This window comes from Terrabacter sp. P2_E3 (assembly GCF_056403915.1).
On sequence record NZ_JBFUEN010000022.1, the window covers coordinates 1 to 21987 of the forward strand.

The window sequence follows — 21987 nt, forward strand, 5'->3', positions numbered from 1 at the left end:
CGCCCGCAGGCCCGGCACATCCACAGCCCGGCACCGGTGCGCCAGAACTCAGTGGCTTCGCACTTCGGGCACACGAACCCGTCGGGCCAGCGCAGTCCGGCCAGGTAGTCCAGGCAGGACTGGTTGTCCGGGAACCACTCCAGCAGCTGCTGGTAGGTGGACGGGTAGTCCACTCCCCGAACCGGATTCGCGGTCATCCACAGATCCTACTTCACCCAAGCAGATATGCAGAACTGGTGTTCGAGTGACCGAACAAGAGTTGTCCACACCAATTCCCTTGCAGCGCAGACGTTCTCGCCAAAGCACACGCCTCAGCGACACGACCGCGCCCGCAGTTCGAAGAGCTCGGTATAGGCGCCCCGGCGGCCATCAGCTCCTCGTGCGTGCCGTCCTCCGACTCGTCAGCGGCATGCCACGAGTCCGAGCACGGTCTCCCCTGTCGTCGTGGACGCTGACTCGTCTCCGACCGACCCGACCCACCCCCAGGGCGCATCCCGTTAACGTGGGGCGCATGGCAGACAACGCGATCGTCGGCACGTCGTGGGTGGTCCAGGAGCTCGGCGGCGGCGTCCTGTCCGACCCGAAGCCCGAGCTGGCGTTCGGCGACGACGGCCGGCTCACCGGCACCACCGGCGTCAACCGGGTGATGGGGCGCTATGAGGTCGCCGAGGGACTGCTCACCGTGGTCGACGCCGCGACGACCCGCATGGCCGGCCCGCCCGAGGCGATGGAGCAGGAGCAGCGGCTGCTCGCCCTCCTCGACGCACCCCAGGCCTTCGTCGTCACGGGCGACCGCCTCGAGCTCGGCGACGGTGAGGCCCTCGCCGTGCTCGTGCGCCCGAGCGTCCAGCCGGGCTGAGGCCACGAGAGCCGTCCGGCGTCGGTTAGCGTGGATCGCATGACGGGCCAGCCGTACTGGGAGAGCCCCGTGGACAAGCAGATCCGCGAGGCGCAGGAGCGTGGGGAGTTCGACAACCTGCCGGGTGCCGGCAAACCCCTCGACCTCAGCGACTCGGGCGATCCCGACTGGTGGGTCAAGCGCTTCGCGGCCCGCGAGAACCTCGACCTCGGGGGTGCCCTGCCGGGGGCGCTGGGGCTGCGCAAGGAGGCCGCGGGCTATCCGGAGTCGCTCGTCGACGTCCGCACCGAGGCGCAGGTCCGCGAGGTCATCGAGGACTACAACAAGCGCGTCCTCGCCGACCGGCTGCGACCCGCGGTCGGCAACCTGCCGCCGCTCATCGCCAAGACCCTCGACGTCGATGAGATGGTCGGGCGCTGGCGGCCGCTGCGCGCCGCGCTCGAGGAGCAGCAGCGCGCAGCCCGGGAGGCCAAGGCTGCCGCGGCTCGTGCCGCTGCCTCCGAGACGCGCCCGTCCTGGTGGCGTCGTCTCCTCGGGCGCTGACTGACGCCGACCGGGGCTGAACGCGCCCTACCCAACCGGCCGCCCGCGTGTCACGATCACGAGGAGCCGTGACCCCACGCGTACGACCTCGCGCGGGGCCACCCGTCGCAAAGGTGCGCATGTCCACAGCCTCCGGACTCGAAGCGGCCCTGACTGCGTTCGAGGACCCCGCAGCCAAGGCCCGGGACCTGCTGCGCCTGCACCGGGCGTGGGCGCACACCCACGAGGTGCCCGCCGGCGCCCGGGGCGTCGTCGCCCGCTCGTGGCTGCGGCAGACGCCCGAGGGCGACAAGATCTCGACGCCGATCTCCGACCACGCGCTGCTCGCCCGCCGCGAGCGCTCGCGCCTGCTCTCCTCCGTCGTGCCCGTCCTCAAGGACCGGCTCCTCCCCCTCGCCCACGAGGCCGGCAACGAGCTCGTCATCAGCGACGACGAGGGCTACCCGCTGTGGATGTTCGGCCCGTCGCCGATCCGCCGGCGCAGCGACGGCCTCGGCTTCGTCGAGGGCGCCCGCTGGCGCGAGGGCGACGTCGGCACCAACTCGCTCGGCACCGCGATGGAGGAACGCCGCCCCGTCCAGATCTTCGGCCCCGAGCACGCGCGAGAGGACCAGCACGCGTGGGTGTGCACGAGCGCCCCCATCCTCGACCGCCGGGCGCGGACGCCGCTCGGCGTCGTCACGCTGAGCGGGGCCTTCCGCACCGCCCACCCGCACACCCTCATGCTCGTGACCATGGCCGTCCGTGAGGCCGTCGACACGCTCGCCGGCCAGCACGAGCGCGACCTGCGCCGAGTCGCCCGCGCCAGCGAGCCGTATGCCGGGTCGGGCCGTTTCGTCGTCGTCGACCGTCACGGGTGGGTGGCCCGGGCGGAGGGCTACGGCGTCGGCGAGCGTGTCTGGGTGCCGGGCAGCCTGCGCGAGGGCACGGTGTGGGTGCCCGAGATCGGGCAGGTCCGGGCCGAGGCGATCACCGGCGGCTGGGTGCTCCACGAGGCGGTCAGCGCCCCGGCGTCCGTCGAGGTGGTGCGCCACCCGAGCCCGCGCCTCCTCGTCACGACCGCGGGGTCGACCGTCGAGATCGCCCTGTCCGAGCGGCATGCCGAGATCGTCGCCCTCCTCGCGCACCATCCCGCCGGGCTCGACACCGCCGCCCTCATGGCCCTGCTCGACGGCGCGACGACGCCCGTGACGATCCGGGCCGAGATGTCGCGCCTGCGCAAGCGCCTCGGCGGCCTCGTCGAGAGCCGGCCCTACCGCCTCACCACGCCCGCGACGGTGCGGACCGACGCGACCTGAGCACCCGGCATACGCCAGCGGGGACGACCTGCAACGTTCTGCAACCCTGTCCGGCGACCCCACGCGCTCCTAGCGTCAGCCCCACGACCCCACCACGTGGACGAAGGAGCTGGCGATGGGTGAGCAGTTGACGGCGAGCGAGTGGCTCGGGAGGTTCGGGGACGCGCTGGCCTCCGGCGAGGTCGACCGGGTGACCGGTCTCTTCGGCGACGAGTGCTACTGGCGCGACCTCATCAGCATGACGTGGAACATCCACACGTCCGAGGGGCGCGGGCAGATCGGCGACATGCTCACCGGCATCGAGCCCGGCGCGTGGCCCACCGACATCGTGGCGACGAGCGAGTCCGAGGCCGACGGCGTCCACGAGGCGTGGTTCACCTACGGCAACGCCACCTTCACCGGCAAGGGCCTGGTCCGCGTCCGCGACGGCCTGGCCTGGACCCTGCTGACGAGCGCGCAGTCGCTCAAGGACCACCCAGAGCCGTCCGGCACGCGTCGGCCCCGTGGCGCCGAGCACGGCGTCAACGTCTCGACCGAGAACTGGCTCGACAAACGGCAGCAGGAGGTCGAGTCCTTCGGCGTCGACGCCGAGCCCTACGTCCTCGTCGTCGGCGGCGGCCAGGGCGGCATCGGCCTCGCCGCGCGGCTCAAGCGTCTCGGCGTTGCGACGCTCGTCGTCGACAAGTACCCACGGCCCGGCGACCAGTGGCGCAGCCGCTACCACTCGCTGTGCCTGCACGACCCGGTCTGGTACGACCACATGCCCTACCTGCCCTTCCCCGACCACTGGCCCGTCTTCACCCCCAAGGACAAGATGGGCGACTGGCTCGAGAGCTACACGAAAGTCATGGAGCTCGACTACTGGAGCAACAGCGAGGCGACGTCGGCGACCTTCGACCCCGAGACCGGGGCATGGACCGTGCACGTGACCCGCGAGGGGCGCGAGGTCGTGCTCCACCCGGCGCAGCTCGTCCTCGCCACCGGCATGAGCGGCATCGCCAACGTGCCGACGCTGCCCGGGCAGGACGTCTTCCAGGGCGACCAGCACCACAGCAGCAAGCACCCGGGCGGCGCGCGCTACGCCGGCAGGAAGGTCGTCGTCATCGGCTCGAACAACTCGGCCCACGACATCTGTGCCGACCTGTGGCAGAACGGCGCCGAGCCGATCATGCTCCAACGGTCGAGCACGCACATCGTGCGGTCCGACTCGCTCATGGACCAGGTCCTCGGCCCGCTCTACTCCGAGGAGGCCGTCGCGAGCGGGATCGACCACGACACCGCCGACCTCGTCTTCGCCTCGATCCCCTACAAGATCCTCGCCGACTTCCAGCGACCGGCCTTCGACGCGATCCGTGCACAGGACAAGGACTTCTACGCCGCGCTCGAGGCGGCCGGCTTCGACCTCGACTTCGGCGACGACGACTCGGGCCTCTTCCTCAAGTACCTGCGTCGCGGCTCCGGCTACTACATCGACATCGGCGCCTCCGAGCTCGTCGCGAAGGGCGCGATCCGGCTGGTGCGCGGGCAGGTCGACCACCTGACCGAGCACGCCGTCGTCCTCACCGACGGCACCGAGCTCGAGGCCGACGCCGTCGTCTACGCCACCGGCTACGGCTCGATGAACGGCTGGGCCGCCCGGCTCATCAGCCAGGAGGTCGCCGACGCGGTCGGGAAGTGCTGGGGGCTCGGCTCCGACACGACGAAGGACCCGGGTCCCTGGCAGGGCGAGCTGCGCAACATGTGGAAGCCCACGCGACAGGACAACCTGTGGTTCCACGGGGGCAACCTGCACCAGTCGCGGCACTACTCCCGCTACCTCGCGATGCAGCTCAAGGCCCGGATGGAGGGCATCGACACCCCCGTCTACGCCCTCGCGGAGACCCACCACCTGGCGTGAGTCTGGGTGAAGTCTGGGAGTTCCATGCCATTTCGATGGGAATGCCCTCGCGGCGGGTCGCCAGACCCCCGCGGGGGCATGCCCGGGACTACGGTCGAGCGGCCCACCCGCACCCCGAGCAGCCCCAGAGGTGAACCCATGAGGCGTCCCACCCCCAGATCCACCGGCCTCGCCGTCGCAGCCGTCGGCTCGATCATCGGCTCCCTGGTAATCGCCAGCGCGTCCCCGGCCCTCGCCCACGGCGACGCCGGCGGCCGCCACGACCAGACCCTGACCCCGCGCACCCACTTCGTCATGGCCGCCGACGGCTCGAGCGGCGCCCGCGCCGACGGCGCCGGCATCCCCAACATCGACTCGGTCAAGAAGACGATCTACAGCTACTACGGAGACCCCGGCACGGGCTTGGCCAACCGGACGAGCTCGCCCTACATCTCCGAGATGGGCCGGATCACCGATGGTCTCCGGGCCCAGCTCAAGCGGACGTATGCCGCCGCGGAGCGAGCGGGTACGAAGCCGGCCATCGTGCTCGACGCAGACGACACGACGCTCTGGACCTATGACATGGAGGTCGCGGACATGAAGTTCGTCTTCGACCCCGTGCGCCAGGACTACTGGGTCCAGCACCAGCTCTTCCCGGCGACGCCGACCATGGTCGACCTCGTCAACGAGGCCGACGCCATGGGCTTCACGATCTTCGGCCTGACCGGCCGGGGCGCGGCCCAGAAGGACGCGACGATCGGCAACCTCAAGGACGTCGGCTACAACGCCTTCACCCCCGACCACTACTTCACGAAGTGGGCCGGGTCGACGCCGCCGGCGTACATCACGTGCGCCACCGCCAAGTGCACGACCGTCGAGTACAAGGCGGGCACGCGCAAGCACATCGAGCAGGACCTCGGCTACGACATCGTCCTCAACATCGGCGACCAGTGGTCCGACCTGCAGGGCGGGCACGCCGACCGCAACGTCAAGCTGCCCAACCCGACGTACTACCTCCCGTCGCCCGACCTGCCCGGGGTCAGCGAGCCCCGCCTCGCGCCGCGCACCCACTTCACGATGAAGCCGGACGGCTCGAGCGGCCTCACCGAGAGCGGTGAGGGCATCCCCAACATCGACTCGGTCAAGAAGACGATCGCCACCTACTACGGCGACCCCGGCACCGGCATCGCTGACAAGACGAGCTCGCCGTACATCACCGAGCTCGCCGCCCTCGAGCGTCGCACGACCCAGCGGCTCGTCAACGAGTGCCGGCAGGGCGCCCGCTCCGGCTCGAAGCCGGCCGTCGTCTTCGACGCCGACGACACGACCCTGTGGACCTACGACATGGAGGTGGCGGACATGAAGTTCGTCTTCAACCCCGTGCGCCAGGACTACTGGGTCCAGAACAAGCTCTTCCCGGCGACGCCCGGGATGCCTTCTGTCGTCAAGGCCGTCGCCGACTCCGGCTGCACGGTCATCGGTCTGACGGGTCGCAACACCGGCCAGAAGGCCGCGACGCTCGCCAACCTCCACGAGCAGGGCTACCCGCAGTTCAGCGACGACCTCTACTTCACGAAGTGGCGCTCGAGCGAGACGCCGCCGGCCTACATGCAGGGCCACTGCAAGGCCTACCCGACGTGCACGACCATCGAGTACAAGTCGACGACCCGCGCCCACATCGAGCAGGACCTCGGCTACGACGTCGTCGCGAACCTCGGCGACCAGTACAGCGACCTCATCGGCGGCCACGCCGACCGTGCGGTCAAGCTGCCCAACCCGACGTACTACCTGCCCTGACCAGCCGGCCCCGACGGGCCAGCAGCACGTATGCCGTCACGACCGTCACCGACGGGCGTGACGGCATACGTCGTCGTGGGCTCCGTTGCGGCTCAGTGCCGCTGGGAGTCCTCGTGCGCGACGAAGCGCACGAGGTCGGCGACGGAGTCGACGATCCGGCTCGGGCGGTAGGGGAAGTGCTCGACCTGCTCGCGGCTCGTCGAGCCGGTGAGGACGAGGACGGTGCGCAGGCCCGCCTCGAGCCCGCTGATGATGTCGGTGTCCATCCGGTCGCCGACCATGATCGTCGTCTCGGAGTGCGCGTCGAGGCGGTTGAGGGCGCTGCGCATCATGAGCGGGTTCGGCTTGCCGATGTAGTAGGGCTGGCGACCGGTGGCCGTCGAGATGAGGGCGGCGACCGAGCCGGTGGCGGGGAGGGTGCCGGCCGGGCTCGGGCCGCTCGGGTCGGGGTTCGTCGCGATGAAGCGGGCGCCCTTCTCGATCAAACGGATCGCGCGGGTGATGGCCTCGAACGAGTAGGTCCGCGTCTCGCCGAGCACGACGTAGTCGGGGTCGCGGTCGGTCATGACGTAGCCGACGTCGTGCATCGCCGTTGTCAGGCCCGCCTCGCCGACGACGTAGGCCGAGCCGCCGGGGCGCTGCTCGGCGAGGAACTGGGCCGTCGCCAGGGCGGAGGTCCAGATCGCCTCCTCCGGCACGTCGATGCCGCTGCGGAGCAGTCGGGCGCGCAGGTCGCGCGGCGTGAAGATCGAGTTGTTCGTCAGGACGAGGAAGCCCCGGCCGGACTCCTTGAGCGCCGTGACGAACTCGGCGGCTCCGGCGATCGCGTCCTCCTCGTGCACGAGGACGCCGTCCATGTCGGTGAGCCACGTCTCGACGGGCCGGTGATCGGTCATGGACCCCATTGTGGCGGGTCGGGCCGCCGTGCCGCAGGTCCGGCGTGCCTCACGCCTGGACTGACGAGCGAAGCGAGCCGACGCCTCAGGACGCCGACTGGGCGATGGCGAGATCGACGCGGTCGGCCGTCAGGGCGTGCTGGATGACCATCGTGGCCGCGCCGATGACGCCGGCCTGCACGCCGGTGGTGGCGGGCACGATCTGGAGCACGCCGGTGGCGAGGGGGAGCGAGCGACCGTAGACGACCTCGCGCACGCCGGCGATGAGGCTCTCGCCCGCCTGGACGAGCGAGCCGCCGATGACGATGACCGAGGGGTTGAGCAGGCTGACGCACGTGGCGAGCACCTCGCCGATGGTGCGCCCGGCCTGACGCACCGCGAGGGCGGCGGGGATGTTGCCGCCCCGGACGAGGTCGACGATGTCCTTGTTGGACTCGGCGACGATGTCGATCTCCTTGAGCGCCTTGGAGATCGCCGGCCCGCTGGCGACCGCCTCGAGGCAGCCGACGTTGCCGCACGAGCAGAGCACCTCGGGGGCGTGCGGCGCCGCGACGTGGCCGAGGTCGCCGGCGGCGCCCACGGCCCCGCGGTGCAGGCGCCCGCCGCTGATGATGCCGGCGCCGATGCCCGTGGCGACCTTGACGAAGAGGAGGTGCTCGACGTCGGGGTGAGCCATCGCGTGTTCGCCGAGCGCCATGATGTTGACGTCGTTGTCGACGAGGACCGGCACGTCGAAGTCGCGGCGCACGTGGGCCGGCACGTCGTAGCCGTCCCAGCCGGGCATGATCGGCGGTCGCATCGGGCGTCCGCTCGAGTGCTCGACGGGCCCGGGCACGCCGATGCCGATGCCGATGAGGTCTCGGGGCTCGCGGCCCGCCTGCTCGAGGAGCCGGCGGGTCGTCGCCACGAGCCAGTCGAGGACGACCTCGGGGCCGTCGGTGATGTCGAGGTTCTCGCCGATCTCGCAGATCGGACGACCGCTGAGGTCGGTCAGGGCGACCCGGCCGTGCGTGGCGCCGATGTCGGCGCCGACGACGACGCGGGCCTCGGGGTTGAAGGCGAAGCGGACGGGCGGTCGGCCGCCGGTGCTCACCGCCTCACCGCTCGGCGCGAGCAGGCCGGTGGCGAGCAGCGCGTCGACGCGCGCGCCGACCGTCGAGCGGGCGAGTCCGGTGAGCTTCGCGAGCTCGGCGCGGGTGCGTGGCGTCTCGTCGCGCAGCAGCTGCAGCAGCTCGCCGGCGCCGCTCACGGCGGTGGCGGCATACGCGGACGACGATGGCTCTGGACGCACGTTTCAAGTCAAGCACACGCGGCTTCGGTATGTCATGCATCAGGCTTTGATGTCTCAACGAGAAAACTTTTGCTTGACGTCCCGACAAAAGTGGGTCACGGTGTGACGCATGGAATCTCGACGGCGAGATGTAGCAGGCGCCCCTCTCCTGCGAATGACGAACGTGGTCAAGCGTTTTCCCGGGGTCGTGGCCCTCGGTGGCGTCGACCTCGACGTGCAGTCCGGCGAGGTGCACTGCCTGCTCGGCCAGAACGGCGCGGGCAAGAGCACCCTCATCAAGGTGCTCGCCGGCGTCCACGAGCCCAACGAGGGCACCATCGAGTGGGCCGGCGACGCGGTCACCCTGCACCACCCGCAGGCCGCGATGGACCTCGGCGTCGCGACGATGTACCAGGAGCTCGACCTCGTCGAGGGCCTCACCGTCGCCGAGAACATCTTCCTCGGGCACGAGCCGACGCGCTTCGGGTTCTCCCAGCGCACCTCTGCCCGCCGCGAGGCCGCTCGGCTGCTCGCCCGCCTCGGCCACCCCGAGATCTCGCCCGCCGCCGAGGTCGGCACCCTCTCGGCGGCGTCGTGCCAGATCGTCAGCATGGCCCGGGCCCTCTCGCGCGACGCGCAGCTCATCATCATGGACGAGCCCTCCGCGGTGCTCGACGCCGGCGAGGTCGACCAGCTCTTCCGGGTCATCCGCGAGGTCACCGACCAGGGCATCGCCGTCGTCTACATCTCCCACCGTCTCGAGGAGATCCGTGAGATCGGCGACCGCGTCACGGTGCTCAAGGACGGCAAGACGGTCGCGACCGGCCTCGACGCCAAGTCCACGCCGACCCAGGAGCTCATCCGGCTCATGACGGGTCGCTCCATCGAGTACGTCTTCCCGGCCAAGCCCGAGGTCGTCGCCGACGCCGAGCCCGTCCTCCGCATCGAGGGCCTCAGCCGGGCGGGCGAGTTCGGCTCCGTCAGCTTCGACGTCCGACCCGGTGAGGTCGTCGGGCTCGCGGGCCTCGTCGGCTCGGGGCGCAGCGAGGTCGTCGAGACGATCTTCGGCGCCCGCAAGGCCACGGGCGGCACGGTGACCGTCGACGGCACGGTGGTGCGCGGCGGGTCCGTCGCCGCAGCCGTCGCCGCCGGGATCGGCCTGTGCCCCGAGGAGCGCAAGAGCCAGGCGCTCGTCCTCGGCGCCTCGCTCGCCTCGAACATCACGCTCGCGACGCTGCCCCGCTTCTCACGAGGCGGCCTGCTCGACGGGTCAGCCGAGGTCGAGGCTGCCGAGGAGCTGGTCGAGTCGCTCGACGTCCGCCCCCGCGGCGTGCACCGCGAGTCGCGCACCCTCTCCGGCGGCAACCAGCAGAAGGTCGTCCTGGCCCGTTGGCTGCTCCGCGGCTGCAAGGTACTGCTCCTCGACGAGCCCACCCGTGGCGTCGACGTCGGCGCCCGCTCCGAGATCTATGCACTGATCCGTCGCCTCACCGACGAGGGCGTCGCCGTCGTCGTCGTCTCCAGCGAGATCCCCGAGGTCCTGGGGCTGTCCAACCGGGTGCTGGTCCTCGCCGACCGCACCGTCCGTCACGAGGGCCCGGCCGACGAGCTCGACGAGCACGCCGTCCTCGACATCATCCTGAAGGGAGACGCGGCATGAGCGCCGACGTCACGAAGGTCGACCAGGCAGGGGAGCCCGTCGCCGGCCGCACCGAGGGGGAGGCCACGGCCACCCCGAGCGGACCACCGGTCGGTGGTGCCGCCCCCCGCCGGGAAGGGGGCCTCGCCGGCTTCCTCAGCGGACCGGCCGGGCGCAACGCGGGCCTCGTGCTCGCCCTCCTGCTCCTCATCGTCGTCGGCATCATCACGGCGGGCGACCGCTTCGCCAGCCCCGAGAACGCCCTGACGATCCTGCGCCTCGGCTCGGTCATCGGTGTCGTCAGCGTCGGCATGACGTTCGTCATCTCCGGAGGCGGCATCGACCTCTCGGTCGGCGCCATCGTCGCCCTCTCGTCCGTCTGGGCCACGACGGTGGCGACGCAGACGATGGCCGCGAACTACCACTGGATCGTCCTGGTCTTCGCGGCGCTCGTCGTCGGTGCGGTCTGCGGTCTCGTCAACGGGGTGCTCATCGCGTACGGGCGGATGGCGCCGTTCATCGCCACCCTCGCGATGCTCGCGGCCGCCCGAGGGCTCGCCGAGATCATCGCCAAGCGCCGCACCCAGATCATCCGCGAGCGAGGCTTCATCGACTTCTTCGGCGGCAGCGTCCTCGGCATCCCCGTCCTCGTGATCATGTTCGCGATCGTCGCCGTCGTCGGCTGGGTCCTGCTCAACCGCACGACCTTCGGCCGACGCACGCTGGCCATCGGGGGCAACCCCGAAGCGGCTCGCCTCGCGGGCATCCGGGTGCAGCGCCAGACGATGTACCTCTACATCCTGCTCGGTGTCGCCTGCGGCATCGCGGCGGTGATGATCATGGCCCGCACGACGACCGGCACCTCGACGCACGGCACCCTCTACGAGCTCGACGCGATCGCGGCCGTCGTCATCGGAGGCACGCTCCTCAGCGGCGGTCGCGGCACGATCGTCGGCACCGTCCTCGGCGTCCTCATCTTCACGACGCTCACCAACGTCTTCACCCTCAACAACCTCGACACGTCGACGCAGGCGGTGGCCAAGGGGGCGATCATCGTCGCCGCAGTCCTGCTCCAGCAGCGGGTCTCCCGCACCAGGTCGGGCTAGCCGAACGGCCCGGTCGACAGCACCACCAGCACGGCAGAGCACCACTCACACCGCACCACCCCTCTTCGCTCACATAGGAGTCAGCGTGTCCGCATCACTCTCCCGTTCGACCAAGCGCATCGCCGTCCTGGCGGTCGCCCTGAGCTCGGCACTCGTCGCCGCCGGGTGCACGAGCAACGACCCGGCCACGACTCCCGCGGCCTCGACCCAGCAGGCCAGCAACGCCGTGAGCGACAACGACGCCCCCGGCAAGAAGGTCGTCATCGGCTTCTCCGGACCGGCCGCCGACCACGGCTGGCTCGCCGCCGTCAACAACTCGGCCCTCGCCGAGGCGAAGAAGTACAGCGACATCGAGCTCAAGGCCGCCGAGGGCACCAACGACGCCAGCGCCCAGATCGCCCAGATCGAGACCTTCATCAACGACAAGGTCGACGCCATCGTGCTGCTCCCGACGGACGGCGCTGCGCTCACCGAGATCGCGACCAAGGCGATGCAGGCCGGCATCCCCGTCATCAACGTCGACCGTGAGTTCTCGAGCCCGTTCGCCGCCCGCGCGACGATCCTCGGTGACAACTACGGCATGGGCGTCTCGGCCGGCACCTACGCCTGCAAGATCGTCAAGGACAAGAACCTCACCAACCCGGTCATCGCCGAGATCGCCGGCATCGACGCCCTGCCCCTGACCCAGGACCGCAGCAAGGGCTTCGCCGACGCGCTCAAGGCGTGCAACCAGACCGTCGACAACCGGGTCGCGGCCGAGTTCACGGTCGAGTCCGGTGAGAAGCAGGCATCCAACCTGCTCCAGGCCGCACCGAAGATCGACGTCCTCTGGAACCACGACGACGACCAGGGTGTCGGCGTCATGGCTGCCCTCGACCAGGCCAACCGCCACGAGATGGCCTTCATCGGCGGTGCCGGTTCGGCCAACGCGATGCGCTGGATCCAGGAGGGCAAGATGGAGGCCACGGTCATCTACCCGCCGACCCAGGCTGCTGACGGCATCAAGCTCGCGCGCCTCATCGCCCAGAACAAGGGTCTGAGCGACCTCGTCCAGGTCGAGGTGCCCAACCGCGTCGTCCTCAACGCGCCCGTCGTGACCAAGGAGAACGTCGAGCAGTACCTGCCTCTCGGCTTCGAGTCCTGACCGGTCGGTGCCCGCGCCGCCGCACCGGTGACGCGGGCACCGCACCGCACGCAGGACCGAACCGTCAGCGGTACCACCCCACGTCGGATGTGAGGACGTCATGAGCACACCCACCAAGCCCACCCTCGGGGTCGGGATGATCGGCTACGCCTTCATGGGGCGGGCCCACTCCCAGGCCTGGCGCAACGCGCGCAGCTACTTCGACGTGCCGGCCGCGCCGGGTCTCGTCGCCGTGGCCGGGCGCAACGAGGCGGCTGCGCGCGACACGGCCGACCGCTTCGGCTGGGCCGGGGTCGAGACCGACTGGCGACGCCTGCTCGAGCGTGACGACATCGACATCATCGACATCTGCACGCCGGGCGACACCCACGCCGAGATCGCGGTCGCCGCGCTCGAGGCCGGCAAGCACGTGCTCTGCGAGAAGCCCCTCGCCAACTCGGTCGGGGAGGCCGAGGCGATGGTCGTGGCGGCCGAGGCGGCCCGGTCGCGGGGGGTCCGCTCGATGGTGGGCTTCACCTACCGCAGGGTCCCGGCCATCGCGTACGCGCGTCGCCTCGTCGCGGAGGGACGCCTCGGTCGCATCCTCCACGTCCGAGGCGCCTACCTCCAGGACTGGCTCGTCGACCCCCAGTCGCCGCTCACCTGGCGGCTCCAGAAGGAGCGCGCCGGCTCCGGGGCGCTCGGCGACATCGGCGCGCACATCGTCGACCTCGCCCAGTTCGTGACGGGTGAGCACCTCACCGGCGTCAGCGCGCTCACCGAGACGTTCGTGCGCGAGCGGCCGGTCGCCGACCCGACGACGGTCGGCACCGGCGGGATCAGTGCCTCGGCCGCCCAGAACGGCTCGGCCACCACCGGTCCGGTGACCGTCGACGACGCCGCCGTCCTCGTCTCGCGGATGAGCGGCGGCGCCCTCGCCACGTTCGAGGCGACCCGCTTCGCCAACGGCCGCAAGAACGCGATCCGGCTGGAGATCAACGGGACCGAGGGCTCGCTCGCCTTCGACTTCGAGGACATGAACGTCCTGCACGTCTTCGACGGACGTGTCCCCAGCCGAGACGCCGGCTTCACCCGGGTGCTCGTCACCGAGTCCAGCCACCCCTACGTGGCGTCCTGGTGGCCACCCGGTCACGTGCTCGGCTACGAGCACGGCTTCACCCACCAGGCGGTCGACCTGCTGACCGCCATCGCCGAGGGCACCGACCCCCGGCCTTCCTTCTCCGACGGGCTCCAGGTGCAGCGGATCCTGTCGGCGGTCGAGACGAGCGTGGAGCGGGAGGGGTCCTGGACCCCGATCGACGGGGCCCACGCGACGTCACCGGCCATGTCCTGAACGCTGCGGTGGTGCACCCGACCTCGCCCAAAGACAAGGAGATTCGGCTCAACCGCACGTCTCGTCTCTGTCACCCCCTGAAGGAGCAAGCTCACATGCACGACAATGACGTCAACCCGCTCAAGCTCGTCAGCAAGCTCGGCCTCAACCGTCGCCAGTTCTTCGCAGCCACGACCGGCATGGCGGCCGCCGTCGCCGTGACCGGGGCCGCCGCGGCCCAGGCCGCCCCCGGCGCCAACGGGGTCCTCATCCCGGCGCCCCGCCGCGGCATCATCCTCTACACCGTGCGCGATGCCGTCAGCCGCAACCCGCTGACCTCGCCGTACGCCTCCGGCTTCAAGGAGGTGCTCACCGAGCTGTCCTCGATCGGCTACCGCCAGATCGAGTTCGCCGGCCTCACCCAGAACGCCAACTCGGAGGGTGGTGCCAACCTCAACACCGTCGAGGGTGCGACCCTGCTCCGCTCGTGGCTCGACGACCTCGGCCTCCAGGCCGAGGGCAACCACGGCTCCGTCCCGTCGACGATCACGGACGCCAACATCGCGGCGTTCGACACGGCCTGCGAGATCGCCAACATCCTCGGCATGGGCCACATCGGCACGGGCAGCGACCCGACGAGCAGCGCCTACGTCGCCGACTGGGAGGCCGCCGCAGCACGCTGGGACTTCTACGGCGAGCGGGCATCGCGCCACGGCCTCAAGCTCTACACGCACAACCACGACATCGCCTACAGCTTCCTGCTCGACAGCGGGCCGCTCGACGCGACCGGCCGGCCGACGCGCTCGTCCGGCATCCGTCGCCTCGAGCACTTCCTCGCGAACACCGACCCGAAGCACGTCTACCTCGAGATGGACATCTACTGGGCGCACGTCGCGCAGTACAAGCACAAGGCGTACACCGCTCCGGACGGATCGGTCGTCACGTCACTCTTCGACCCGGCCGCCGTCGTCGCCGCCCAGACGAACCGCTTCCCGCTCTTCCACGCCAAGGACGGCAAGATCGACACGACGCAGGCGAACGGCTACGTCATGGCCCCCTTCGGCCAGGGCGACATCGACTACTCGACGTTCCTGCGTCGCGTCGGTGCCAAGGGCTCGCACAACCCGATGTGGGAGATGGACACCGCACCGGGCAACGCCACGACGGCACCGAACCAGTCGATGGAGCTCTCGAAGGTCAGCTACGACAACATGGCCGCCCTTCGCGGCTGACGCCGTCCCGTTCCCCACGGGGCCTGAAGCACGAAACGCCGACCCCCGGGGAGTGCAGTGCCGTTGCAGCGGCGCGCTCCCCGGGGACCGGCTTCGCCCGTCTCTGTCAAGAAGGACGTACCGATGAATGCTACTTCGCGATCCAGGGCGAGGAGGCTGGTTGCCACAACTGCGGCAGCCGTCCTCGCCTGCACGGCGCTCGGCGCCGTGGCCACCCTCCCCGCCCAGGCGCACGACGGGGTCGACCACGGCTCCGAGCCGGCGCTCGACTGGTCGAACTACGAGAAGATCACGCTCACCAAGGACACCGGTGAGCCGATCGACATGGCCGTGCTGCCGGACCGCCGCGTGCTGACGACCGCCCGCAACGGCGACGTCCGCCTGGTCGACCCCGACACCGGCGTCACCAAGGTGGTCAACACCCTCCCGGTCTACAACAACTCGGAGGACGGTCTCCAGACCGTCACCATCGACCCCGACTTCGACACGAACAAGTGGGTCTACCTCTACTACGCACCGCGCACCATGACGGCGCCGTACGTGACGACGACCCCGACCGGGTCGGCGCCGAACAGCCTGCCCGCGGGTGCGGACGCCTCCTACTGGGACCAGTGGAAGGGCTACAACCAGCTGAGCCGCTTCCGCTGGGACGACGCCGCCGACAAGCTCGACCTCGCGAGCGAGCAGGTCATCCTCAAGGTGGAGACCCAGCGCGGCCAGTGCTGCCACGTCGCCGGTGACGTCGACTTCGACGCCGACGGCAACCTCTACCTCTCGACCGGCGACAACACGCCGGCGAGCGCGCCGGGCGCCAACGGCTTCGCGCCGAACAACAACGCGCCCGGCTTCAACCCCGGCTTCGACTCGCGTCGCGGCGCCGGCAACACGAACGACCTGCGCGGCAAGATCCTGCGCATCCACCCGGAGGCCGACGGGTCCTACACGATCCCGCCGGGCAACCTCTTTGCGCCGGGCACGGCCAAGACGCGGCCCGAGATCTTCGTCATGGGCGTGCGCAACCCGTTCCGGATGGACGTCGACCCGATCACGAACTCCGTGTCGTGGGGCGACTACGGTCCCGACGCCGGAGCCCCCGACGCGCAGCGCGGCCCGATGGGCTACGTCGAGTGGCAGTCGACGGCCATCACCAAGCCGGTCAACGGCGGGTGGCCCTACTGCCACGGGCCCAACGCGAACTACAACGAGTGGAACTTCGCGACGGCGACGCCCGGTCCGTGGTTCGACTGCAGCGCCGGCGCCCTGAACAACTCGACGTGGAACACCGGTCTCGCCCAGGTGCCCCCGGCGACCGCGCCGACGCTCTACTACGGCGACAACAACACGCACCAGCCCTGGCCCGAGCTGACCGACTTCGACCCGCAGGGCGGCCAGGGCCCGATGGGCGGCCCGGTCTACCACTACGACGCGACCAACCCGTCGACGACGAAGTTCCCGGCCTACTGGGACAAGAAGGCGTTCTTCGCCGAGTTCTCGCAGGACTACCTCGCGGTGTTCGACGTGCAGTGGCCCAACGGACCCGTCGACCACATCACGCACTTCCTGCCGAACCGGGACCTCGAGACGAACGGCCAGCCGATCACCGACAGCCCGATCGACATCGAGTTCGGTCCGGACGGGTCGCTCTACGTCCTCGACTACGGCGACGGCTTCTTCCGGGCCAACCCCGACGCCGGCCTCTACCGGATCGACTACTCGCCCGGCAACAAGGCGCCCCAGGCGAAGATCGCGGCGAACCCGATCAGCAGCAGCAGCGCGCCGCTGACGGTCCGGTTCGACGCGTCCGGCTCGGTCGACCCCGAGGGTGGGGCCCTGACCTACGAGTGGGACTTCGACGGCAACGGCACGTTCGACGCGACCGGCGCCACGGCGAGCTACACGTACACCCAGCTCGGGAAGTACACGGCACGACTGCGTGTCACCGACCCCGAGGGCCGTCGTGGGCTGACGAGCACGTCGATCAGCGTCGGCAACGTCGCCCCGACCGTCACCATCGCCACGCCGCCCAACGGTGCCTTCTTCGACTGGGGCCAGGCCGTGCCGTTCACCGTCACGACCGCCGACCCCGAGGACGGGACGGCGACGGTGTGCTCCCGCGTGACCTGGACCTTCGGCCTGGGCCACGACGCGCACGCCCACCCGCTGAGCCAGGGCACGGGCTGCCAGTTCGCGATCCCGACCCCCGCCGACGCGACCCAGCACGGCGAGACGGAGAACATCTTCGGCGTCGTCGTCATCACCTACACCGACAACGGCGCCAACGGCCTGCCCGGTGCGACCACCACCGAGCAGCTGATCCTCAATCCCAAGAAGCAGGAGGCCGAGTGGGCCGACGCGACCCAGGGCGTCGAGATCACGAACGACGACTCGGCGAGCGGCCTGCGCAAGGTCACCTCGTTCGACGCCGGTGACTGGCTGGCCTGGGACCCGGCGAACCTCGTCGGCGTCACCGGTGTGACGGCCCGCGCCTCCGGCAGCGGCACCCTGTCGCTCCGGTGGGACTCGCCGACGGCGGCTCCCTTCGGGACCATCGCGGTGAACGGCTCCGGCTGGAGCGACGCGGCAGCGACGCTGTCGTCGAAGCCCACCGGCACCGGCAAGCTCTACGTCACCTCGTCGGGCGGGGTCGTCCTCGACTCCCTCACCTTCGTGGGCAACGGCGTCGCCGACGTCAGGCCCCCGGTCGTCTCGGCGACGCTGAACCCGGCGACGCCGAACGGTGCGAACGGTTGGTACACGAGCAACGTCACCGTGACGGTCAACGCGACCGACAACGGCACCGTCGCCTCGCGCCAGCGCTCCACCGACGGCGGGGCCACGTGGGTCAACGCCAACACGGCGCTGACGATCTCGACCGAGGGCACGACGACCGTGCTCTACCGCGCCACCGACAACGGCGGCAACGTCTCGCAGGTCGGCTCGGTGACGGTCAGGCTCGACAAGACCCAGCCTGCGGTCGCGGTGTCCGGGGTGACCGACGGCGCCACCGTCGGCAACTCCGGTGACGTGACGTGGACGGCGACGGACGCGACGAGTGGCATCGACACCGTGACCGCCACGGTCGACGGCACCCCGGTCGCGGCCGACAAGCCGCTCGCCCTGTGGACGCTCTCGCTGGGCAGCCACACCCTCGTCGTCACGGCGAAGGACAAGGCCGGTCTCGAGCGCAGCACGACGGTGACCTTCACGACCCGCACGTCGCTGCTGACGCTCACCGCCCTGACGGAGCGGCTGTCCCGCGAGGGACTCGTCACCCCGACGGGTGAGAAGGAGCTCGAGAAGCGTCTCCAGCAGGCCGAGAAGCACGTCGCCGGTGGTCGCACCGCGGCAGCGATCTCGCAGCTCGAGGGCTTCGTCGCGGCAGCGAAGTCCAGCTCCAACGTCCGCGACGCGGCGGCCTCGGCCGCCCTGCAGCGCGACGCCAACGCGGTCATCGCATCGCTGCGCTGACCCATCCCGGTGGCCCGGCGGCGGGCACACGCCCCCGCCGCCGGGCCACCGGCCCCACCACGTAGAGGAGAACGACCATGACGGACGCACGAACCGGACTCTGGCTCGTCGGCGCACGCGGCTCGGTCGCCACGACCGTCGCCACCGGCCTCGCCCTCATCACCGCCGGCGGTGCCGGACCCGACGGGCTCGTCACCGAGCAACCCGACCTGGCCGGCGCCGGCCTCGTCCCGCTCGACCACCTCGTCGTCGGCGGCCACGACGTCGCCGACGTGCCGCTCGTCAAGCGCGCGGCACAGCTCGCCGACGCCGGCGTCATCCCGCACACAGCTCTCGCGCTGGTGTCCGACGAGCTCGACCGCACCTGCAGCCGGATCCGCCACGGACACCGGGACGCCGAGGAGCGTCAGGCGGACGCCGTCGAGCGGCTGGCGGCCGACATCCGCGCGTTCGCGCAGGCCGAGTCGCTGGCACGCGTCGTCGTCGTCAACGTCAGCTCCACCGAGCCGGTCGTCAGCGACGACCCCGCGCACGCCTCGCTCGACGCGCTCGAGCAGGCCTGGGCCGCAGGGGAGTCCCCGCTCCCACCGAGCGCCGTCTACGCGGCGGCCGCGTTCACGGCGGGAGCCGCGTTCGTCGACTTCACCCCCTCGACGGGTGCGCGCCTGCCCGCGCTCGAGGAGCTCGCCCGGCGCCACGGCGTGCCGTGGGGCGGCAGCGACGGCAAGACGGGCGAGACGCTCGTCAAGTCGGTCCTCGCGCCGATGTTCGCCGCCCGCGCGCTCCGGGTCCGCTCCTGGGCCGGCACCAACCTCCTCGGCGGCGGTGACGGTGCCACGCTCGCCGACCCCGAGGCGATGGAGAGCAAGGCCCGCAGCAAGGCCCGCGGCCTCGAGGCGATGCTCGGCCACCCCGTCGACGGCCCGGTCCACATCGACAACATCGCCGACCTCGGCGACTGGAAGACGGCCTGGGACCACCTGACGTTCTCCGGCTTCCTCGGCACGCGGATGTCGATGCAGTTCACGTGGCAGGGCTGCGACTCGGCCCTCGCCGCGCCGCTCGTCATCGACCTCGCGCGCCTCGTCGACCTGGCCCTGCGTCGCGGCGAGGTGGGCCCGCTGCCGGCCCTCGGCTTCTTCTTCAAGGACCCCGTCGGCTCCGAGGAGCACCGCCTCTTCGAGCAGCAGCGGGTGCTGACCGCCTGGGCGACCGCGTCGTGACGACCCTGCGCGACCTCGTGGAGCTGGTGCGCGCACCGGCCGCCCTCACCGTGCCCGGCGACACCCTCGCGGGTGCGGCGAGCGCGGGCTGGCCGGCCGGCGCGCGCTCGGCGGCGCTGCCGGTCGCGTCGACGTGCCTCTACTGGGCGGGGATGGCGCTCAACGACTGGGCCGACCGGCGCACCGACGCGGTCGAGCGTCCGGAGCGACCCATCCCGTCCGGTCGCGTGCCGGCGCGGACGGCCCTCGCCGTCGCCACCGGGCTCACCGTCACCGGTGTCGCCGTCGCGGCGGCTGCCGGCGGGCGTCGTTCGGCCGCCACCGCCGCGGTCCTCGCCGCCGCGGTCTGGGCCTACGACCTCTCCCCGAAGCAGGGTCCGCTCAGCGTCGCGACGATGGCCTCGACCCGCGGGCTCGACGTCCTCCTCGGCGCCAGTGCCGGCGGCCTGTCCGGCCTGCGCGCCGCGGCCGTCCCGGCCGCCCTCGTCGCCGTCCACACCGCCGGCGTCACGGCCCTGAGCCGCGGCGAGGTCCACGGCGGCTCGACCGGTCTCGCCCGTGCCTGCGTCGTCGCGACGGCGGCCGTCGCCACCGCCTCGGCGCTGCGCCAGGTCCCGGTCGCCGGACGCGGACGCGCCGGGGGAGCGCTGGGCGCCGCGGTCTCCGTCGCCCTCACGGGGGCGTATGCCGTGGGCGTCCTCCGCGCCCAGCTCGCCGCCGCGCGCACCCCCGACGCCGGCACGGTCCGCCGGGCCACGGGTGCCGGCATCCGTGGCCTCGTGCCGCTCCAGGGCGCGGCTCTCGCGGCGACCGGCCACCACGCGGCCGCCCTCACCCTCGCCGCATCGGCGCCGGTCGGTGCGGCCGCGATGAGGCGGGTGTCGGCGACATGAGCCTGCGCTTCGGCTACGGCCTCAACGGCTTCACCGACCACCGGCTCGGCGATGCGCTCGCGCTCCTCGCCGACCTCGGCTACGACGGCGTCGCCCTGACCCTCGACCACGCCCACCTCGACCCCTTCGCGCCCGACCTGGCCGGCCGCGCGGCCCGGGCCGGGGCCCTGCTGGAGCGTCATGGGCTGGCGGTCGTCGTCGAGACCGGGGCCCGCTACGTGCTCGACCCGCGTCACAAGCACGAGCCCACCCTCGTGTCCCAGACAGGCCGCGACAGACGGATCGACCTGCTGGAGCGAGCGATCCGCGTCGCCGCCGAGGTCGGCTCGCCCGTCGTGTCCTTCTGGAGCGGCATCGCCCCGCGTGGCACGAGCCGGGAGGAGCTCTGGGCCCGCGTCGAGTCCGGCGTCGCCGCCCTGCTGCCCGTCGCCGAGTCCCACGGTGTCGACCTGGCCCTCGAGCCGGAGCCGGGCATGTTCGTCGAGCGCATCGCCGACGTGCTCGAGCTGCGACGTCGCCTCGACTCACCCGACCGGCTGCGCCTGACGATCGACGTCGGTCACCTGCGCTGCTCCGAGGACGCCGAACCGGCAGCCTGCATCCTCGGTGCGGGTGACCTCGTCGCCAACGTCCAGATCGACGACATGCGGCACGGCGTCCACGAGCACCTGCCCTTCGGGGAGGGCGAGGTGGACGTCCCCCCGGTGCTCGCCGCGCTGGAGGCCATCGAGTTCGCCGGCCTCGTCGCCGTCGAGCTGCCCCGCCACTCGCACGCCGCCCCGTCGCTGGCCGCCTCGAGCCTCACGTTCCTCCGCGACGCCGCCCGACGACCCCAGGAGGTGGGCCGATGAGCCCGGTGACCACTCAGGACGCGATCGCCCAGGTGGCGTCCGACCCCGACGCCATCGACCGGTACTTCCCGGCCGCTGCACGCACCGCGGCCCGTGAGGGCCTCGACGGCGACGCGGCACGCGAGGCGCTGCTGCTCGCTGTGCCCGGCGCGGCGGCATACGTCGTCGACGTCGTGCGTCGGGTCTACGACCACGGCGACGCGGCCGAGCGGCGTGCGGTGCTGCTCGCTCTGCCCGCGCTCGACGCACCCGACCGCGCGAACGCCATCGGTGACGGCGCGCTCCCGATCGTCCGGGATGCCCTGCGCACCAACGACACCCGCCTCGTCGCAGCTGCGCTGGGTCCGTATGCCGCCGCGCACCTCGACGACGACGCCTGGCGTCAGGCGGTGCTCAAGGTCCTCTTCACCGGCATCCCCGTCGAGCAGGTCGCCGGCCTGGCCGACCGCGCCGACGACGAGTTGGCCCGGATGGTGCGCGACTACGCCGCCGAGCGCGAGGCCGCCGGGCGCGTCGTGCCGCCGGACGCCCGAACGGTCCTCGACCTGTCCCCTGCCCACCGAGCCGACTGAGGAGCAGC

General features: G+C 71.4%; 18 protein-coding genes. 15 read left to right on the plus strand and 3 right to left on the minus strand.

All coding sequences use genetic code 11. From position 1 onward, the window contains the following. On the minus strand, positions 1-197 hold a 197-nt coding region (locus AC1DW8_RS21420; protein ID WP_478095806.1), incomplete at its 3' end, for a transposase. A gap of 314 nt (positions 198-511) precedes the next feature. Here AC1DW8_RS21420 and AC1DW8_RS21425 point away from each other — a divergent pair. The 5 genes from AC1DW8_RS21425 (at position 512) to AC1DW8_RS21445 (ending at position 6373) form a co-directional block, all read left to right on the plus strand. After that, positions 512-859 (plus strand): META domain-containing protein, encoded by a 348-nt coding sequence (locus AC1DW8_RS21425; protein WP_478095807.1) that lies wholly within the window; start codon positions 512-514, stop codon positions 857-859. A gap of 39 nt (positions 860-898) precedes the next feature. After that, positions 899-1402, plus strand: a complete 504-nt coding sequence (locus AC1DW8_RS21430; RefSeq protein ID WP_478095808.1) for a DnaJ family domain-containing protein — start codon at positions 899-901, stop codon at positions 1400-1402. A 119-nt stretch (positions 1403-1521) separates the two neighbouring features. Next, a complete protein-coding gene (locus tag AC1DW8_RS21435; protein WP_478095809.1) occupies positions 1522-2700 on the plus strand; it encodes a helix-turn-helix domain-containing protein in 1179 nt (392 codons plus the stop codon). Between the two features lie 115 nt (positions 2701-2815). Continuing rightward, positions 2816-4597: a flavin-containing monooxygenase gene (locus AC1DW8_RS21440; RefSeq protein WP_478095810.1), complete on the plus strand. Its 1782-nt coding sequence runs from the start codon at positions 2816-2818 to the stop codon at positions 4595-4597. A gap of 138 nt (positions 4598-4735) precedes the next feature. Further along, positions 4736-6373 carry an HAD family acid phosphatase gene (locus AC1DW8_RS21445; protein WP_478095811.1) on the plus strand — a complete coding sequence of 546 codons (1638 nt, stop codon included), beginning with the start codon at positions 4736-4738 and terminating at the stop codon, positions 6371-6373. Positions 6374-6465: 92 nt separating this feature from the next. On the opposite strand, the gene AC1DW8_RS21450 is transcribed toward AC1DW8_RS21445, so the two are convergent. Both AC1DW8_RS21450 and AC1DW8_RS21455 read right to left on the minus strand, forming a co-directional pair. After that, positions 6466-7278: an HAD-IIA family hydrolase gene (locus AC1DW8_RS21450; RefSeq protein WP_478095812.1), complete on the minus strand. Its 813-nt coding sequence runs from the start codon at positions 7276-7278 to the stop codon at positions 6466-6468. A gap of 76 nt (positions 7279-7354) precedes the next feature. Further along, positions 7355-8560 carry an ROK family transcriptional regulator gene (locus AC1DW8_RS21455; RefSeq protein WP_056778995.1) on the minus strand — a complete coding sequence of 402 codons (1206 nt, stop codon included), beginning with the start codon at positions 8558-8560 and terminating at the stop codon, positions 7355-7357. A gap of 154 nt (positions 8561-8714) precedes the next feature. On the opposite strand from AC1DW8_RS21455, the gene AC1DW8_RS21460 reads away from it, so the two are divergent. From AC1DW8_RS21460 to AC1DW8_RS21505, 10 genes are all read left to right on the plus strand, one after another. Continuing rightward, positions 8715-10199, plus strand: coding sequence for a sugar ABC transporter ATP-binding protein (locus AC1DW8_RS21460; protein ID WP_478095813.1), 1485 nt, complete (start codon positions 8715-8717; stop codon positions 10197-10199). Beyond that, positions 10196-11284, plus strand: coding sequence for an ABC transporter permease (locus AC1DW8_RS21465; protein WP_056778990.1), 1089 nt, complete (start codon positions 10196-10198; stop codon positions 11282-11284). Before AC1DW8_RS21460 ends, AC1DW8_RS21465 begins: the two co-directional genes overlap by 4 nt. 85 nt (positions 11285-11369) lie before the next feature. Then, positions 11370-12428, plus strand: a complete 1059-nt coding sequence (locus tag AC1DW8_RS21470; protein ID WP_056778988.1) for a substrate-binding domain-containing protein — start codon at positions 11370-11372, stop codon at positions 12426-12428. A 100-nt stretch (positions 12429-12528) separates the two neighbouring features. Then, positions 12529-13761, plus strand: coding sequence for a Gfo/Idh/MocA family protein (locus tag AC1DW8_RS21475; RefSeq protein WP_478095814.1), 1233 nt, complete (start codon positions 12529-12531; stop codon positions 13759-13761). Between the two features lie 95 nt (positions 13762-13856). Then, positions 13857-14972: a sugar phosphate isomerase/epimerase family protein gene (locus tag AC1DW8_RS21480; protein WP_056778981.1), complete on the plus strand. Its 1116-nt coding sequence runs from the start codon at positions 13857-13859 to the stop codon at positions 14970-14972. Positions 14973-15179: 207 nt separating this feature from the next. After that, entirely contained in the window at positions 15180-18440 is a 3261-nt protein-coding gene (locus AC1DW8_RS21485) for a PQQ-dependent sugar dehydrogenase (RefSeq protein WP_478095815.1), read from the plus strand. Positions 18441-18517: 77 nt separating this feature from the next. Continuing rightward, on the plus strand, positions 18518-19663 hold the full coding sequence (locus AC1DW8_RS21490) for an inositol-3-phosphate synthase (RefSeq protein ID WP_478095816.1): 1146 nt from the start codon (positions 18518-18520) through the stop codon (positions 19661-19663). Then, positions 19660-20556, plus strand: coding sequence for an SCO3242 family prenyltransferase (locus tag AC1DW8_RS21495; RefSeq protein WP_478095817.1), 897 nt, complete (start codon positions 19660-19662; stop codon positions 20554-20556). Before AC1DW8_RS21490 ends, AC1DW8_RS21495 begins: the two co-directional genes overlap by 4 nt. Next, entirely contained in the window at positions 20553-21407 is an 855-nt protein-coding gene (locus AC1DW8_RS21500) for a sugar phosphate isomerase/epimerase family protein (RefSeq protein WP_478095818.1), read from the plus strand. The genes AC1DW8_RS21495 and AC1DW8_RS21500 overlap by 4 nt, the downstream gene beginning before the upstream one ends. Then, on the plus strand, positions 21404-21979 hold the full coding sequence (locus AC1DW8_RS21505; protein ID WP_056778967.1) for an EboA domain-containing protein: 576 nt from the start codon (positions 21404-21406) through the stop codon (positions 21977-21979). Before AC1DW8_RS21500 ends, AC1DW8_RS21505 begins: the two co-directional genes overlap by 4 nt. The last annotated feature ends 8 nt before the right edge of the window (positions 21980-21987 follow it).

Coding starts and splice junctions, on each gene's coding strand:
- AC1DW8_RS21425 (WP_478095807.1), top strand. CDS start 512: ATGGCAGACAACGCGATCGTCGGCACGTCGTGGGTGGTCCAGGAGCTC.
- AC1DW8_RS21430 (WP_478095808.1), top strand. CDS start 899: ATGACGGGCCAGCCGTACTGGGAGAGCCCCGTGGACAAGCAGATCCGC.
- AC1DW8_RS21435 (WP_478095809.1), top strand. CDS start 1,522: ATGTCCACAGCCTCCGGACTCGAAGCGGCCCTGACTGCGTTCGAGGAC.
- AC1DW8_RS21440 (WP_478095810.1), top strand. CDS start 2,816: ATGGGTGAGCAGTTGACGGCGAGCGAGTGGCTCGGGAGGTTCGGGGAC.
- AC1DW8_RS21445 (WP_478095811.1), top strand. CDS start 4,736: ATGAGGCGTCCCACCCCCAGATCCACCGGCCTCGCCGTCGCAGCCGTC.
- AC1DW8_RS21450 (WP_478095812.1), bottom strand. CDS start 7,278: ATGGGGTCCATGACCGATCACCGGCCCGTCGAGACGTGGCTCACCGAC.
- AC1DW8_RS21460 (WP_478095813.1), top strand. CDS start 8,715: ATGACGAACGTGGTCAAGCGTTTTCCCGGGGTCGTGGCCCTCGGTGGC.
- AC1DW8_RS21465 (WP_056778990.1), top strand. CDS start 10,196: ATGAGCGCCGACGTCACGAAGGTCGACCAGGCAGGGGAGCCCGTCGCC.
- AC1DW8_RS21475 (WP_478095814.1), top strand. CDS start 12,529: ATGAGCACACCCACCAAGCCCACCCTCGGGGTCGGGATGATCGGCTAC.
- AC1DW8_RS21480 (WP_056778981.1), top strand. CDS start 13,857: ATGCACGACAATGACGTCAACCCGCTCAAGCTCGTCAGCAAGCTCGGC.
- AC1DW8_RS21490 (WP_478095816.1), top strand. CDS start 18,518: ATGACGGACGCACGAACCGGACTCTGGCTCGTCGGCGCACGCGGCTCG.
- AC1DW8_RS21500 (WP_478095818.1), top strand. CDS start 20,553: ATGAGCCTGCGCTTCGGCTACGGCCTCAACGGCTTCACCGACCACCGG.
- AC1DW8_RS21505 (WP_056778967.1), top strand. CDS start 21,404: ATGAGCCCGGTGACCACTCAGGACGCGATCGCCCAGGTGGCGTCCGAC.